We start from the raw sequence: 16,279 nt of genomic DNA on the forward strand, positions 1-16,279 counted from the left end.
CTTATTTACGGTGATGTTCTGTTTTTTTAGTGGTGGCATCATCTAAAACCGTTAAGTCGACTTGCTGAGCCTGCACAACATTCACTTTAGAACCATTGCCTAAGGCATCCACACCTGTAATCACCACTTTTTGCCCCGCTTTCACCCCCGATGTAATGACAGTTTGACCATCTTCAGTTTGCGTACCCGTTGTCACCATCACTTTATGTGCGGTTGCGTTGTTATCTATAACAAATACATATTGCCCGTTATTACTGGCTTGTATCGCAGCATTTGGCACCACAATGGCATTATTTAAATTACCCGTTTGTAATTTTACGTTCACAAACTGATTCGGAAAAAGTTTATTGTCGACATTATTAAAAATGGCTTTCAGCTTTATTGAACCTGTGGCGCTGTCAATTTCATTACTAATCACACTCACTTCACCTTCAGCAAGCTGATTTTTTCCTTCTTGATCAAAGGCTTGAACTATTAATTTTTGACCATTTCGGATGGGTTGTACCACTTCATCTAAACGACTTTGCGGCACGCTAAACACCACAGCAATCGGTTTGGTTTGGGTAATGGTGGCAATGGCAGAGCTTGTGTCACTGCTGACCAAATTGCCAACATCGACATTTTTTATACCAATATACCCTGAAATGGGTGCGGTAATTTTCCCATATTGAATGTTCAATTTTGCTGCCGCAATTTGCCCCATTGCCGACTGAATCGCCCCTTGATACTGCGCCGTGGTTGCCGCTTGGGTGTCTAAATCTTGCTTGGCAATCGAGTCCTGTGCGTATAAGCGCTGATAACGTGCAAGGGTAAGTTTGGCGTTATTCAACTGCGCTTGGTTTTCCGCCAACTGCCCTTGATACTGCTGCAAAGTCGCGGCATAACTACGGGTATCCACTTCGGCCAGCAATTGTCCTTTTTGAACATATTGCCCTTCTTTAAAGTAAATATGTTGTAAATGCCCTGAAATTAAACTGGTCACCGACACAGTCTGACTTGCTGTTACCGTGCCTAATGCAGACAACTTTAGCGGTACATTTTTTTGCTCGGCAACCGCAACTTGAACAGCGGTTATATTTTGTATTTGAGTTCGTTCATGCTGCGCAGTGTTTTTATGCTTCAGCCAAAAGAAAATGGCCAATCCCACCAGCAATAACACCAAGCATAACCACAGCACTGTACTTTTTTTCTTCAACATAAAGAAACTCAATTTAAGAAGGTGAAACCGAGAAGATATTAGACCATCAGAATTTATAGCGCAGCATTCAAGATGAAAGCATCATATTTGCCAATTCCAAGCTGTTCATCCTGAAAATCTAACGCATATTATCAGGATAACGAGCGCGAAAATATGCAATTTTTTGCCTGCGTTTATCAAAAAAGATTTGCGACTTGATGCAGATTCATCCACATCATTTATAAATCTGCCAACATAATTGTAATGACGTTCATTAAACCTGCCTTAACCTCACCAGCAAACACTCAAACTACAGTTTAAGAAAGCACATGTTTAACCATTTTTTATTGCTACAAAACCAGCAGAAATGCCGATATCTACGGTTGAATGGATAGTTTTTCTACAAAGAATTTTTAAGCGCAACCAAGCTATGAATTGCATGTTAAAATAAGCGTTGGTCTAGTGAAGGAAAGCTTTATGCAGTTTGTACATCTTGGTATTCATACCGAATTTTCGATTACAGAGTCGATTGTTCGCATACCTGATCTGATTAAAGCTGCGGTAAAAGAACAAATGCCTGCACTGGCCTTAACCGACCTTTCCAATATTCACGCGGCAGTCAAATTTTATGAAAGCTGCCTTCGCCAAGGCATTAAACCCATTTTAGGCAGCAATATTCGCCTTAATGATGCGGCACATCGTGTGACTTTATTGTCGATGACCAATACCGGTTGGCGCAGCTTAACTGAAATTATTTCGCGCGGTTATATCGAAGGTCAACAACTCGATATCCCTTGCGTTCAAAAAGAATGGATTTTAGAACAACAACAAGACTTAATTGTCCTGCTCGGACTTCACAGCGATGTAGGACAAATGCTGATTTCATCGAATCCGCAAAAAGCTGAACCGTTGCTCGAAGCATGGACTGAAAAATTTGGCAATCGGGTTTACTTTGCTCTGACCCGAACCAATCGTCCAAACGAAGAAAACTTCATTACCGAAGCGATCAAACTGGCATCTAAATATCAAATCGGCGTGGTTGCACATAACGATGTGCATTTTATTCATGAAGAAGATTTTGAAGCACATGAAGCCCGCGTATGTATTGCAGATGGTTATGTACTTGGCGATAGCAAACGCCCAAAACCGTATAGCCCCGAACAATATTTTAAAACCGCCGAACAAATGGCGGAACTTTTTGCCGACCTTCCAAGTGCGCTTGAAAATACCGTGCAAATTGCCAAACGCTGTAATGTTAGTTTACAGCTTGGCACCTACTTTTTGCCCGACTACCCTATTCCAGATGGTTTTACCATTGACTCATACTTTGCCCATCTTTCTAAAGAAGGCTTAGAAGTACGCTTAGACCATCTGTATCCACCCGAAAATCGCGATGAAGATTGGCCTGAAATTCGTAAGCCTTACGATGAACGCATTAAATATGAAATTGACATTATTTTAAAAATGGGCTTCCCGGGCTATTTCTTAATTGTCATGGACTTTATTCAATGGGCAAAAAATAACGGCGTGCCGGTTGGCCCAGGGCGTGGTTCAGGTGCGGGCTCGTTGGTGGCTTATAGTTTAAAAATTACCGATTTAGATCCGCTACGTTACGATTTACTGTTTGAACGTTTTTTAAACCCAGAACGTGTATCCATGCCCGACTTCGATGTCGATTTTTGTATTGCCGGACGCGACCGCGTGATTGATTATGTATCGCGTCATTATGGCCGTGAGGCAGTATCTCAAATTGCAACCTTTGGTACCATGGCGGCCAAAGGCGCAATTCGCGATGTTGCACGGGTTCTAGGTAAATCTTATGGTTTGGCCGATCGCGTGTCTAAAATGATTCCAACCAAACCTTTAGGTGTCGACCTCGCCACAGCGATTGATATGGAACCGCAATTAAAAGATGTGGTCACCAATCCATCGAACCCCGACTATGACGATGCCAGTGAAATTTGGGAAATGGCACTCAAATTAGAAGGAATCACCCGAAACACGGGTAAACATGCCGGTGGTGTGGTTATTGCGCCGGGTAAAATTACAGATTATTCCGCGGTGTTATGTGATGCAGATGGCACCAACCGTGTCGCGCAGTACGATAAAGACGATGTGGAAGCCGCAGGTCTGGTCAAGTTTGACTTTTTAGGGCTGCGTAACTTAACTGTAATTGAAGATGCGGTACAAAATATTAATAAACGCATTCAATCAGAAACGCCACTCAACATTGCCAACGTACCTTTAGACGATAAAGACGCTTATTTGGTTTTCGCTGAAGCCAACACCACGGCGGTATTCCAGTTTGAATCCGTCGGCATGAAAAAAATGCTGAAGGAAGCGCGTCCAAGTAAATTTGAAGAAATTATTGCCTTCGTGTCGCTGTATCGTCCCGGACCGATGGATCTGATTCCAGACTTTATTCACCGTATGCACGGCGGAGAGTTTGAATATTTGCACCCACTGCTTGAAGGCGTTTTAGAACCGACTTACGGCATTATGGTGTATCAAGAACAGGTGATGCAGGCTGCGCAGTATTGTGCAGGTTATACTTTGGGCGGCGCCGACTTATTACGCCGTGCCATGGGTAAAAAGAAACCTGAAGAAATGGTCAAACAGCGCCAAATCTTTATTGAAGGTGCCGCGAAAAAAGACATTGACGAAGCCACTGCCAACCATATTTTCGACTATATGGAAAAGTTCGCAGGCTACGGTTTTAACAAATCGCATGCCGCAGCGTATGCACTGGTGGCCTATCATACAGCATGGTTAAAAGCGCATTACCCTGCCGAATTTATGGCAGCCGTGATGTCATCAGAGATGCAAAACACCGACAACGTGGTGTTTTTAATTGATGACTGCCGTAATAATAAACTGACGGTAATGCCGCCTTCAGTGAATATGTCGACCTATCATTTCCATGCCAGCGATGAACGCACCATTGTGTATGGTTTAGGTGCAATTAAAGGCGTAGGTGAACAAGCCATGCAGTCGGTGATTGATTCGCGCATTCAAAGTGGGCCATATCAAGACTTATTCGATTTTTGCCACCGTATTGATTTAAAGAAAATTAATAAACGTACCCTTGAGGCACTGATTCGCGCAGGCGCACTCGACTGTTTAGGCATTGAACGTGCAAGCTTAATGGCTCAATTGCCAGAAGCGGTGCAAGCCGCAGAACAAGCACGGCAAAACCGTGAAACAGGCATGATGGATTTATTTGGTGAGGTTGAAGAAGTTCAACGAAAACCTTTAAAACCGGTTAAACCATGGTCAGACGAAGTGCGCTTAAAAGGTGAAAAAGATACTTTAGGGCTGTATTTAACGGGACATCCTATTGATGTTTATCGTGCGGAATTAAAGAACTTTATTCCCAATAAACTCAATGAAATTAGCACAACTCGGCGCGGGCAAACCACAGTATTTGCAGGACTAGTCATGGATGTCGCCAATTTCCCTAATCGGATGGTGATTACTTTAGACGACAGCACATCTCGTATTGAAGTGAGTTGCAACCACGAACGCTTCCAACGCTTTAAAGACATTGTACAAGTAGAACGTGTCGTGGTGATTGAAGGTGAAGTGTATGAGCGTGAAGGGTTTGATCGTCCGATGGGTCGTTTAACCAAAGCCTTCGATTTAAATGAAATCCGCCAAAAACGTGCGCAAAATATTCAAATTGAACTGACACAAGAACACTTCAATAAAGAATCTGTGAAAGAAATTCATCAAATTTTATCGCCTTTTAGCAAGCTGGATCAATACAGAAAAGTGCCGATTATTTTTGGGCTACATTTTGATTATGCTCAGGCTGAATTACACGTAGCAGAACAATGGCATATTGCCCCATTAGATGAAGCATTGATTCAACTGCGTGATTATTTTGGGAAAGATGCCATTCATATCGAGTACCAAGTCAAATCGAAGGCAGCACAAGGCGTCGATTATCAAACAGCACAAGCGGCACATACCGCGCCAACTATGCCTGAAACCTCAAGCATGGATGAAGCGATGGATTTATATCAAGCCGAAGCCAGCCAATATTCTTAAAAATTAGGTCGTATATGAATACTTTTGACAACACAGCCGTGAGCAATCATCTTCGTCATATTCGCATTGTGATGGTGAATACCACCTTGCCTGCAAATATTGGCAGTGCCTTACGTGCCATGAAAACCATGGGTTTGAGCAAATTGGTTTTGGTTGCGCCAAAAACCTACCCGCATCCCGACATTGACGCATTGGCCGCAGGTGCAACCGATTTAATTGAACAGATTGAAGTTGTAGAAACTTTGCAAGAAGCGCTTGCACCTTGTCATTTGGTCTTTGGAACCAGTGCGCGTAGTCGTACTATTCCATGGCCATTACTCGATATTCGCCCTGCTAGCGAAAAAATTGCCCATGCTGTGGTCGAACAGCAACAAGAAATTGCAATTATGTTTGGTCGTGAAGACCGCGGTTTAACCAATGAAGAGTTGGCGTTGGCCAATTATCACGTCACCATTCCAGTCAATCCCGATTATGGCGTTTTGAATGTGGCTCAAGCCATTCAAATTATTTGCTATGAACTGCGAATGTCGACCCTGCAATACGAACAGAATGAACTGCGTTCTGAAGATCACATGCCAGTGAGTGATAATGTCGATATGCAATGGGATGAACCCTTAGTTTCCCACGCAGATATGGAAAAATTTTATCCGCATATTGAAAAAATGCTTGAAGAAATTGAATTTTTAGACCTAAATAATCCAAGACTGTTGCCTTTACGTTTACGTCGTTTATTTGGCAGAATCCATCTCGATAAAATGGAATATCATTTATTGCGTGGGATTTTTAGTCGGGTTGTTTCTTTAAGCCAAGGAACATGGAAAAAATCATCAAATGAAAGGAATTCAGATCATGTTTAAACAACTCAAAGAAGATGTAGCTGCGGTGTTTGCACGTGATCCTGCTGCACGAAACACCTTTGAAGTTTTAACAACCTACCCCGGCATTCATGCGTTAATGATGCACCGTGTTGCACATGAGCTGTGGAAAAAAGAATTAAAAACCAGTGCACGTCTTTTATCTGCTGTGAGTCGTTTTGCAACGGGTATTGAAATTCATCCGGGTGCTAAAATTGGCAAGCGGTTTTTCATTGACCACGGTATGGGTGTGGTGATTGGCGAAACGGCAGAAATTGGCGATGATGTGACTTTGTATCATAGTGTGACCTTGGGCGGTACAACATGGAATAAAGGCAAACGTCACCCTACGCTAGAAGATGGTGTCATTGTTGGCGCAGGCGCGAAAATTTTAGGGCCATTTACCGTTGGCAAAGGCGCAAAAGTCGGTTCAAATGCCGTAGTGACAAAAGAAGTGCCTGCTGGGGTTACTGCTGTGGGAAATCCTGCACGTTATATTCAAAAAGATAAACCAGCACTCGATGATGAAGCGCGCCGCCGCGACTACGCGCAAAGCATTGGCTTTGAACCGTATGCAGCGTCACAAAACCAAACTGATCCGTTATTGGAAGGCATCCGCGTCTTGCTTGATCGTATGCAAAGCAATGAAACCCGCATGAATACACTCTGCCAGCGTTTGTCTTTGCTTGACCCAACCTTTAAGAAACAACAAGGCGAACAGCAACAACCTTATAGTGAAGCCGAGCTGAAAATTATTGAAGAAGTCCGCCGCGAATGTGAATCTCAAAGCACAAGCGTATAAAGTATAGGCAAGCGATTTTCTGTTACACGCTTTACATTGCATGCCATTTTACTTTTTCTTAGACTGATGCTGGATAAATTGAGCCATTGACAATAAATTGGGAAAAAACTTATGCGTTTAAAACCATTAGTAACACTCGCAATCACAAGCGCTATCCTTGCAGCGTGTAGTGCAATACCAGAAAAAAAGAATACCGCTTCGAATGAACCGATTGTGTTTACTGAGCCATCTCCAAGCCCTGCATTTTATGCCTTGAACCCATTTAACTATAATGCACCACCAGCATTTGAAGTTGAATTGAAAAAAGCAGCGGCTCAGCCTGTGACAAAAATGATTGCAACCAGCGACTCATATCCAGGAAAATCGGCAACCTTTGATGTCAATAAATTAATTATTCCTACCGTCAATAGCAAAACCTCTGCCATTAAATATGCGCCACTTGCAAGCTCAAATGAAGTTGATATCACCACCATTGATGATTTTCTTCAGTTAGTTGAAGGTAAAGCGCGTCACTATCCACCTCATTTTAGCGATAAAAACGAACGTCGTGGTTATGAATCTAAATTGCGTGAAGTAACCCAACAATTAGACACGCTTGCTGCTCCAAACAATGCCTCTTACGATGTTTTAATTCGTGCATTTAAAGCCACTGTAATGGCACGTAACCTTGACTTAGGTCAGCAGTACACCACTAAATCGCTTCAATATGCACAGCGCCTAATTAAAATGAACCCGAATGATCCAGAAACCAATTTCTGGTTCGGTTTTAGCTTATCTGAAGGCGGTGGACAACGTGAAGCCATTCCATATTTAGATAAAGCGATTAAAGCGGGCGTACAAGAAGCCTATTTATCTGCGACAAATAACTACTTGTTCCTCGAGCAAAAACGCAACGCTTTGACCACCTTAAATAACTATAAGGTGAAATTCCCGCAAGAAGCCAAAGTAGTTGATCGTTTAGTTCAAGAAATTCAAAAACAAGGTCGTACCAATGTTTGGGAAAATCTTGAAGCAATGAAACAAGGTAAATATTAATTTTGTAATTTAATCTTTAAAATAAACCACCATAATTGGTGGTTTATTGCTTTTTGCACGTTGAAAAAAAATTAGACTTCAGTATGATTTTTCCATAATTCAGAGTATTTAAGTTGCCTATGTTTACACGTACACCATTTTTAAGAAACGCTGTTCTGTTATGCGTTGTTTCACCAGTCATTTTAACTGGCTGTCAGGTGGTGAATGTTAAACAACAAGCATTAAATATTACCATTGCCAATGAACGCGACAGTATTTTAACCCGTGACAAGCTTAGCGAAGCAAGTCTGAATTTATTGTCGATGACGGGCCGCGAAAGTAAAGCTTGCATGGATGATCCCAACGCCTGTTTAGCCGATATTCAAAATGTACCGCAAGTGCCTGAAGAACAAGTTTTTGCAGCAGCAAGCGAACTGTATCTTGCCAAAGCGGGGACATTAGAAAAAAGTAGCGAGTGTAAAAGTGAAAGCAAAGCACTGGCCACCACGCACGATATCAGTCGCGCTAGCTGCTTACAGCAAGAAATCAATATGTTAGATAAAAGCGTGCGTTATGGTTATGCATACTTATTTAAATCTAACCGCGCGCCACAACAACGTATTTTTAATAACAGACAAGTTCAAGTCCGCGATTTTTATAATTTAGCCGTTGCCAAATTGGTGACGGCGTACCGAAATGTCAAACCACAAGATAACCAATCTTTGGAACAATTTAAGATTAATCAGTCGACTTACCATATCGACTTTAGCAATTTTCCAGAGCTAAAAAATCAACAAATTGAAGATTATATGTCAAGTTACAACCTGAACTTTTCAGGTTTGCGCTCGATTAACCGCCGCGATGGTTTTGGCTCTGAATTCGTCACAATTTTAAAAAATCCGCCAAGCCCAGAAGAAAACAAATATATTTTAGACCCACTGCATTATAAATTTAAAAATGGCGTGAATCCGAATATCCATCGGCCACGTTACTTGGCAACAACCATTACCATTGAACCGTTTGAAAATTCAACGGTTTCAGAGCTACTGAATCATGCGCCAATGGTCATTAAAATACACGATCCATATAAATTTGAATCTATTACGGTCGACCATAAAAATTTTCCACTCGCTGCAAACTTCTCTGCCCCTTATGGGCTTTGGTTAGCACAAAATAATTTGGGTAAATCGGCATATTTAAGCTTAATTGACCGCGATCAAAAAATACTCATGCCGCATCTTTATATGCTTGAGCCGTATAATCCCAATAAAAAAGTAATTATTTTGGTACATGGTTTGGCCAGTAGCCCAGAAGCATGGATTCGCTTAACCAATGACATTATGGGCGACAATGTTTTGCGCGAGCATTATCAAGTTTGGCAAGTATTTTATTCGACCAATATGCCAATTATAGAAAGTCGTTTCCAAATTTACGCGCTGCTTCAACAAACCTTCGCCCAAGTCGATCCGAAAGTTCCAGCATATTCTAATGCAGTGCTGATTGGTCATAGTATGGGGGGGATTATTTCTCGACTTTTGGTCAGCAATGACGATATTCGACAAGCCGCCTTTAAATTGGTGAAATCCCCAAAATTGCAAAAACATAAAAATGACACCGTGGTCACTGAGCGCTTAGTGTTCACGCAAATTCCAAATTTTGATCGTGCTGTGTTCTTGTCATCACCACATAAAGGAACACCCTTTGCAGACCTATGGTTTACCAAAATTGCGCGACGGGTTATTCGCTTACCAGTGGCTTTTGTTGGCGCTGTTACCGATACCATTCAAGGTGATACCAACTTAAAAGATGCGATGAAACAATTAGATACCAGTTTGGTGCAAAATGGCCCAAGCGATTTAAGCTATAAATCGAAATTTATGCAGCTCACTCGAAATGTGAATCCACCCTCCAGTTTAGTTTTTCATTCGGTGATGGGAAATATTACCAAAAGTAACGATCCAAAAATTATGACCGATGGGGTTGTGCCTTACGAAAGCGCGCATTTGCCTGGTGCGGTTTCTGAAAAAATTATCCCTGGTGGTCATTCTATTCAAGAAACACCCGAAGCCGTTTTAGAATTACGCCGGATTCTGCGTTTACATCTGATTCAACACGGCTTATATAAGCCATCGACACCATCGCAATAAATAAAAAAGGGTTGTTTACACAACCCTTTTTTAAATGTTACGAACTAAAAATAGCGTTTTAGAAAATCACTTTGGTGGTTAAGCCAAGTACCAGTGCATTATCCACATGGTCAGTCGCTCCGGGTTGAACCACATATTGCACCACTGGACGTAACATTAACCATGGCGTGACATAGTGAGAATAATTGAGTTCGATGTTGTATTCAGCATCTTGATTAATCGCACCTTTATTATAAATGCCTTTGCGATAACGATCATTAACATGAATACGGTTGGCAGCTAAACCTAAAATATCATTTGGATATTCATCAACTAAGCCTAAATAACGAATCCCGATTTGCTGGGTATTGTCGATTTTATTCACGGCTTTGTCATGAAATGAAATATTGCTAAATCCATATAAGCCACGTTTACCACCATCCACAGCACTTAATTGTTGATCGATGGTGAGCCAGCCTGCATAAGCACGATCTTTTTGTTCGCCAGTCAGTACATCTTTATTTTGTGTTTTATCTGCATTGTTATAGAACACACCAACTCGATAATTGCCAGGTAATTGATTTATGCCATGTTGGGGTTGGTAATAGAGTTCAACAGGAACAGTCACACCTTCAGCGTCATCAGATTTTAAATTCCACCCCTGATTTTCTTTAATATTGGTCGGATTAAACTCAAATGCTCCAATTTGTGCAGACAGTTCAGGGCTGAATTTATATTTAACGATTCCCGCCCATTGTGCTACAGGTTCGTTATACCAAACATTGCCCATCCATTTGCCATTTTGTGCGGTACAAAACGAAGTGCTCTGAAAATCGCATCCCATCACGTTAAAATAGGATCCCATCCCAATACGACCGACACGCATACTCCAGCCAGTATCTGCGAAAATCTTTTCAATGGATAACTGTGTTAGGCGTGAGTCAACATTACCGCGTCCCCATGTGGCTTGTGTGTTCGCCATTTGAGGCGCGCCTGAGTATGAAATATTTTCTGGCGTAGTACTTTGACCTTGACGTGCAGTCACAATGGCACGAACAGATACACCGTTCCAGCCTAATAATTTTTGAAGATCAAGGCTGCTGCCTAACCAGAGTTGACTCGCAAAAGTCACGCCATCACGGGGTTTATAACCGCCATCTGCGAGGTAGTCAGTATCGACATAGACGTTAGCATCAAAATTAATCCCTTTGCTGGCTAATTCTGTGCGTTGACCATTCCAGTCGCCAAACAGGTATTTGCTCTGAGGACTAAAGGCATCATCTGCATGTGTAAAAGTAAAACAAGAGCTTGCAATAACAAGGCTTGCGATGCTGAATGGTTTCAGTCCTTTGATGTTCATTTGATTTGACCACTTTATTAAAAAAATTGTCCAATTATTGTCTTGCAATAATAAGTGTCAAAAATTTAGCGGTGTTTTTAAATTTAATCAACAAATATTCACTTGAATTTTCATACTGATACGTATATAGAATTAACCTGTTAATTGTTCAGTATATTCGTTGAAAGATCATAATTTGATGGTTTATCGCATTGTAGGAGATGATGTAATTTTAATTTGTAGATGTTCGTAAAATAAAGCAATGCTTTAAAATATTACAAGCAATCATTGGATTTGTTATAAATCAGGGAGCGAATGCATGGGAAAGAAATGATGAAGATGATACAACGAAACAATTGGAGTATTTTGATGGAAAAGATAATGGAAATAATATTGGTGTTATTGCAACACAGAAATAAGCCATGAAAGGATCGGCAATAGGTTATATAATTGGACTAGTAATAGCAGTTCCTCTTTTTGCATGGGGAGTTAACTATTTCTTTTTTAAAGGAAATAATGCAGAAGAAACCGAAGTTAATTATTATCTAAATAATAGTAAAATCGAAACTTTTACTATTGATAGATGGTTGAAAAACGATTATAAACAATATATTGTAGGTTTACAAAGAGGAGCTAATTCAGGAGCTTTGTATTGGTATACATTTTATGACGATAATTCAAAAAAATATTTTAATCTGTATATGTTTGATTATTTTGAAGGAAATCATCAGGGAAGAAACAGAATAGACTTTATTTATAGTGTTGATAAAGAAACAAAATTTACAGCTTATGTTAATCAAGATCAGTTAAAGAATCCAAAGTATGGAAGCAAAGACAATCCACTACCTGTTTGGCCTAGAGATTTATTAGAATATAATGGAAAATTAAACGAAAGTATAGAGCTTGAATCAAAAACATTCCATGTAAGCCCTGAAACCAATGCTATATTTATTCAGCAATATTTATCACGATTTATGCCTAAGGAAGAATATAAAGAGATGTTTGAAAAATAAGCTATGAAAGGATCATCAATAGGTGAAACGCTTTCAGCAAAATTGATACAAACTCAGTTAATTTAGTCTAGGTGACTTTTGACTGAGTAAATAGTTCATTTGCTGTTTTATCTCATGATTCTAGGCTAACAGATCGAATCTGGTAGTCTAGAGCCTTTAAATGCTCTTCTAGCCTAAGATATTTAATTTTAATTGTAAAAAAGGCTGCAAATTGCAGCCTTTTCATTGTGTCATTTATGACAATTGATGTGTCGTTCAACACAACGAATTTATTACCAGCTCAACGCACCGCCAGTCTGATAATCTGTAACACGCGTTTCAAATAAATTCTTCTCTTTACGCAAGTCCATCATTTCAGACATCCATTGGAATGGATTGTTCACGCCAGGATATTGCTCAGGTAAACCAAGCTGAGCTAGACGGCGGTTACAGATGAATTTTAAATATTCTTCCATCATCGCTGCATTCATACCCAATACACCACGTGGCATGGTGTCACGTGCATATTCAATTTCGAGCATGGTGCCTTCTAAAATCATTTGCGTTGCTTCTTCTTGGAACTCTGCTGTCCACAAATGTGGGTTTTCGATTTTGATTTGGTTAATCATATCGATCCCGAAGTTCACATGCATCGACTCATCACGCAAAATATACTGGAACTGTTCAGAAACACCATTCATCTTATTGCGACGACCCATACTCAAAATTTGAGTAAAGCCACAATAGAAGAAAATCCCTTCAAGCACGCAATAGAACGCAATTAAATTACGAAGCAATTGCTGATCTTTTTCAGGCGTTCCTGTTTCAAACTTTGGATCACTCAAAGACTGCGTATATTTCAAGCCCCACGCTGCTTTACGTGCAACACTTGGAATCTCGTGATACATATTGTCCATGGGGATCAAAAACCTCGGCTGCCTGTGCATTGACCGCTGCAATACCCAAAGTTGAACAAATTATTGCAAAATTAAGTGCATTTCGAAAATTATTTCTCATTTTAAACAATTCTGTACTAGAAAGTTGGCATTCTATAGCGACTTATTCGTAATTTTTTCCCATTTTTAGCCTAAAAGCTGAATTTTACTAAGAAAGTTTTTCAAAAAATCCGATTATTTTAGTATGAATCGTCATTCAAATATCTGCATACTAGCATCATAGGTTTAGATATCAATGACAGCATGTGCTGTAAAGATGCATCGTATGGCTGACCATTCACCTTTATTAAATTTAAAATGAATGGTCTATCTAGCGTTAGATTAAATAACGTTTTTTTGATTTTTGAAAAGTGTATGGTTGATCATGTCGTATTCACAAACAATAGAGATTTCTGCAAATCCAAACTCTAAGGCACGGGTTTTAATTGCCAGTTTGGTCGGAACAACAATCGAGTTTTTTGACTTTTATATTTATGCCACAGCGGCAGTATTGGTCTTTCCACATTTATTTTTTCCAGCCAGTAGTAATGGTGCTGCGGTACTGCAATCGCTTGCAACTTTTTCTATTGCATTTATTGCACGCCCAATTGGTGCCGCTCTGTTCGGGCATTTAGGTGACCGTATTGGACGTAAAGCCACCTTAGTTGCCGCGCTGTTATTAATGGGTATTTCAACAGTGTGTATTGGTTTACTTCCAACCTATGCGCATATTGGTATTCTTGCACCATTATTATTGGCACTTTGCCGTTTAGGGCAAGGCTTAGGTCTAGGTGGTGAATGGAGTGGCGCAATTTTATTGGCAACTGAAAATGCCCCTGAAGGTCAGCGTGCATGGTACGGTATGTTCCCACAATTGGGCGCGCCGATTGGTTTTATCTTTGCTGCAAGCTCATTTTTAATTTTAGGTGCGGTGTTGTCGAACGATGCCTTTTTACAATGGGGCTGGCGTTTACCGTTTATTGCCAGTTCTTTATTGGTGATTGTTGGGCTATATATTCGTTTGAAATTGCATGAAACTCCTGCGTTCCAACGTGTTTTAGACAAGCAAAAAGAAGCCAACATTCCATTTAAAGAAGTCGTGACCAAACATACTAAAATGCTCGTTTTAGGTACGCTTGGTGCAGTATGTACCTTTGTTTTGTTCTATTTAATGACGGTATTTGCATTGAACTGGGGCACAACGGCATTGGATTATACCCGTAGTGACTTCTTAAAAATGCAATTGATTGCAACCATCTGCTTTGCAATTTTTATCCCTGTTTCAGCCATTTTAGCGGAAAAATTCGGCCGTAAGACCACATCTATTACCATTTGTGCGATCACTGCACTTTTTGGACTTGTGTTTCCTTACTTCTTGGTTGCCAATAACCCTGTTGCAATTGTTTGTTTCTTATCGCTTGGTTTAGGCATTATGGGTTTAACGTATGGTCCGATTGGAACGGTTTTATCTGAAATTTTCCCAACTTCAGTACGTTACACGGGTTCTGCTTTAACCTTTAACTTGGCCGGAATTTTGGGTGCTTCTTTTGCGCCGTTAATTGCAACCAAACTTGCGCAAACGTATGGCATTGGTGCTGTAGGTTTCTATTTATCTGCTGCAGCAATCGTTTCAATGTTGGCATTCATGTGCATTCGTGAAACCAAAAATATTGATGTAAATCATCAAATTTAAGCGATTGACTTCAATTAAACCCCATAAAAAACGCCGACACACTCGGCGTTTTTTATTTGTTCTGTTTATGCTTCTTCGTCATCGTAAACGTCAAAAAAATAGCTGCTGCATTCCCAGCCTGCGTACTCGCCTTGAAATTCTGTGGCAATTTTAGTGAACCAATTTTCTAAATCGACAATATCTTCATAATCTGGTTCAATCAAAATATAAACAGAAACTTGCCATTCGTTCGGTTCAATTTGCTCATCTTGGGCAAGCGAAATTCGCTGTTCTTGATCGAGTAAATACAAAGCACAGGTTTGTGCATCGGTCAGTGTTTTGAATGCAAGAATAAATTCAATTTCGTGCGGTTGGCTTAAATCACCACCATCTTCAACCATTTGCCAAAGTACATTGCCATTATCATCGTTGGGGAATTTTTGGAAATCGCGGCTCATGTATCGTATCCTTTTTTTGTTGTTACTGAAGAAAAGAACATCTTAACGTAAAATAATGACGGTTTTATAGTGACATTTTTTCAACTTGAATCCACCTTGCCGCCCAAGATTAAAATGGGATGATTGAGGTAATTTGCATGGCTATTTTTTGTAACGGATGCTCGAATGATAATGCCGCAGCATGTAGCGCCATACGGCTTAGCGCAAAATTTTTCGGCTGTGGATGATACAGCTTGTCGCCCATAATCGGATGCCCCAAATGTTGCATATGCACTCGTAACTGATGTGAGCGACCGGTAATGGGTTCTAAACGCACACGGCTTTGATCCGTTGTTAAATCATAATCTAGACGTTCATACAGCGTTTGGGCTGACTTACCCAGTTCAAAATGCACAATTTGACGAGGGCGATTTTCCCAATCGGTAATTAATGGCACATCGACACAGCCATTTTCTGCAATTTCACCTTGTACCAAAGCAATATAATGCTTATTCACTTGCCGTGCTTGAAACATTTTACTGACCGCCACTTCTGCATCGCGATGTTTAGCAAACATTAAAATACCCGAAGTCGCCATGTCTAAACGATGGGTCACTTTTGCTTGTGGGTACTGTTCTAAAATACGTAAATATGCACTGTCCTGATGTTCGGGTTTTCGCCCCATCACTGACAATAAACCCGCAGGTTTATCGATAATAATCAGGTCGTCATCTTCAAATAAAATGCTTAGCGGTTGTTGTGGCGGGCAATAAACAAAAGCATCATTCAAGGACATAAATTTTAGCTGCAATAAAAATGGGCAACATAGCAAGCTGTGCTGTGTTCGTCAATCCGATCATCCAATAGAAAGATATACAGCT

General features: G+C 40.5%; 11 protein-coding genes and 1 pseudogene. 7 read left to right on the forward strand and 5 right to left on the reverse strand.

What is annotated here, in order from left to right:
- Nucleotide 1: 1 nt before the first annotated feature.
- Nucleotides 2-1,198: an efflux RND transporter periplasmic adaptor subunit gene (locus I2F62_RS00670; RefSeq protein WP_324625105.1), complete on the reverse strand. Its 1,197-nt coding sequence runs from the start codon at nucleotides 1,196-1,198 to the stop codon at nucleotides 2-4.
- Between the two features lie 456 nt (nucleotides 1,199-1,654).
- On the opposite strand from I2F62_RS00670, the gene dnaE reads away from it, so the two are divergent.
- From dnaE to I2F62_RS00695, 5 genes are all read left to right on the forward strand, one after another.
- Nucleotides 1,655-5,227 carry a DNA polymerase III subunit alpha gene (gene dnaE / locus I2F62_RS00675; protein WP_324625106.1) on the forward strand — a complete coding sequence of 1,191 codons (3,573 nt, stop codon included), beginning with the start codon at nucleotides 1,655-1,657 and terminating at the stop codon, nucleotides 5,225-5,227.
- A 14-nt stretch (nucleotides 5,228-5,241) separates the two neighbouring features.
- Nucleotides 5,242-6,084: an RNA methyltransferase gene (locus tag I2F62_RS00680; protein WP_324625107.1), complete on the forward strand. Its 843-nt coding sequence runs from the start codon at nucleotides 5,242-5,244 to the stop codon at nucleotides 6,082-6,084.
- Entirely contained in the window at nucleotides 6,077-6,883 is an 807-nt protein-coding gene (gene cysE, locus I2F62_RS00685; RefSeq protein WP_324625108.1) for a serine O-acetyltransferase, read from the forward strand. The genes I2F62_RS00680 and cysE overlap by 8 nt, the downstream gene beginning before the upstream one ends.
- A 111-nt stretch (nucleotides 6,884-6,994) precedes the next feature.
- Entirely contained in the window at nucleotides 6,995-7,918 is a 924-nt protein-coding gene (locus I2F62_RS00690; protein ID WP_324625109.1) for an ABUW_2363 family tetratricopeptide repeat lipoprotein, read from the forward strand.
- A 119-nt stretch (nucleotides 7,919-8,037) separates the two neighbouring features.
- The gene (locus I2F62_RS00695) at nucleotides 8,038-10,044 is read left to right on the forward strand and encodes a lipase family alpha/beta hydrolase (protein WP_324625110.1); all 2,007 of its coding nucleotides are present in this window, start codon (nucleotides 8,038-8,040) and stop codon (nucleotides 10,042-10,044) included.
- 58 nt (nucleotides 10,045-10,102) lie between these two features.
- On the opposite strand, the gene I2F62_RS00700 is transcribed toward I2F62_RS00695, so the two are convergent.
- Nucleotides 10,103-11,383, reverse strand: a complete 1,281-nt coding sequence (locus I2F62_RS00700; RefSeq protein WP_324625111.1) for a carbohydrate porin — start codon at nucleotides 11,381-11,383, stop codon at nucleotides 10,103-10,105.
- A 401-nt stretch (nucleotides 11,384-11,784) separates the two neighbouring features.
- Between I2F62_RS00700 and I2F62_RS00705 the strand changes: the two genes are divergently transcribed.
- Nucleotides 11,785-12,375, forward strand: a complete 591-nt coding sequence (locus I2F62_RS00705) for a hypothetical protein (RefSeq protein ID WP_324625112.1) — start codon at nucleotides 11,785-11,787, stop codon at nucleotides 12,373-12,375.
- A gap of 272 nt (nucleotides 12,376-12,647) precedes the next feature.
- Here the strand turns inward: I2F62_RS00705 and I2F62_RS00710 are convergent.
- Nucleotides 12,648-13,265, reverse strand: a pseudogene (locus I2F62_RS00710) (ribonucleotide-diphosphate reductase subunit beta); the annotation flags it as partial.
- 409 nt (nucleotides 13,266-13,674) lie between these two features.
- On the opposite strand from I2F62_RS00710, the gene I2F62_RS00715 reads away from it, so the two are divergent.
- Nucleotides 13,675-14,982, forward strand: a complete 1,308-nt coding sequence (locus tag I2F62_RS00715; RefSeq protein WP_324625113.1) for an MFS transporter — start codon at nucleotides 13,675-13,677, stop codon at nucleotides 14,980-14,982.
- 65 nt (nucleotides 14,983-15,047) lie between these two features.
- On the opposite strand, the gene I2F62_RS00720 is transcribed toward I2F62_RS00715, so the two are convergent.
- Complete coding sequence (locus tag I2F62_RS00720) at nucleotides 15,048-15,419, reverse strand: ribonuclease E inhibitor RraB (RefSeq protein ID WP_324625114.1); 372 nt, start codon at nucleotides 15,417-15,419, stop codon at nucleotides 15,048-15,050.
- A gap of 109 nt (nucleotides 15,420-15,528) precedes the next feature.
- Nucleotides 15,529-16,194 carry a pseudouridine synthase gene (locus I2F62_RS00725; protein WP_324625115.1) on the reverse strand — a complete coding sequence of 222 codons (666 nt, stop codon included), beginning with the start codon at nucleotides 16,192-16,194 and terminating at the stop codon, nucleotides 15,529-15,531.
- Between the last annotated feature and the right edge of the window lie 85 nt (nucleotides 16,195-16,279).

This window comes from Acinetobacter sp. MD2(2019) (assembly GCF_035615615.1).
Taxonomy (GTDB): domain Bacteria; phylum Pseudomonadota; class Gammaproteobacteria; order Pseudomonadales; family Moraxellaceae; genus Acinetobacter.

Excerpts from the sequence above, each read along its gene's own strand:
- I2F62_RS00700 (WP_324625111.1), bottom strand. The coding sequence starts at position 11,383 with ATGAACATCAAAGGACTGAAACCATTCAGCATCGCAAGCCTTGTTATT.
- I2F62_RS00695 (WP_324625110.1), top strand. The coding sequence starts at position 8,038 with ATGTTTACACGTACACCATTTTTAAGAAACGCTGTTCTGTTATGCGTT.
- I2F62_RS00670 (WP_324625105.1), bottom strand. The coding sequence starts at position 1,198 with ATGTTGAAGAAAAAAAGTACAGTGCTGTGGTTATGCTTGGTGTTATTG.
- I2F62_RS00715 (WP_324625113.1), top strand. The coding sequence starts at position 13,675 with ATGTCGTATTCACAAACAATAGAGATTTCTGCAAATCCAAACTCTAAG.
- I2F62_RS00705 (WP_324625112.1), top strand. The coding sequence starts at position 11,785 with ATGAAAGGATCGGCAATAGGTTATATAATTGGACTAGTAATAGCAGTT.
- I2F62_RS00690 (WP_324625109.1), top strand. The coding sequence starts at position 6,995 with ATGCGTTTAAAACCATTAGTAACACTCGCAATCACAAGCGCTATCCTT.
- I2F62_RS00680 (WP_324625107.1), top strand. The coding sequence starts at position 5,242 with ATGAATACTTTTGACAACACAGCCGTGAGCAATCATCTTCGTCATATT.
- dnaE (WP_324625106.1), top strand. The coding sequence starts at position 1,655 with ATGCAGTTTGTACATCTTGGTATTCATACCGAATTTTCGATTACAGAG.
- cysE (WP_324625108.1), top strand. The coding sequence starts at position 6,077 with ATGTTTAAACAACTCAAAGAAGATGTAGCTGCGGTGTTTGCACGTGAT.
- I2F62_RS00725 (WP_324625115.1), bottom strand. The coding sequence starts at position 16,194 with ATGTCCTTGAATGATGCTTTTGTTTATTGCCCGCCACAACAACCGCTA.
- I2F62_RS00720 (WP_324625114.1), bottom strand. The coding sequence starts at position 15,419 with ATGAGCCGCGATTTCCAAAAATTCCCCAACGATGATAATGGCAATGTA.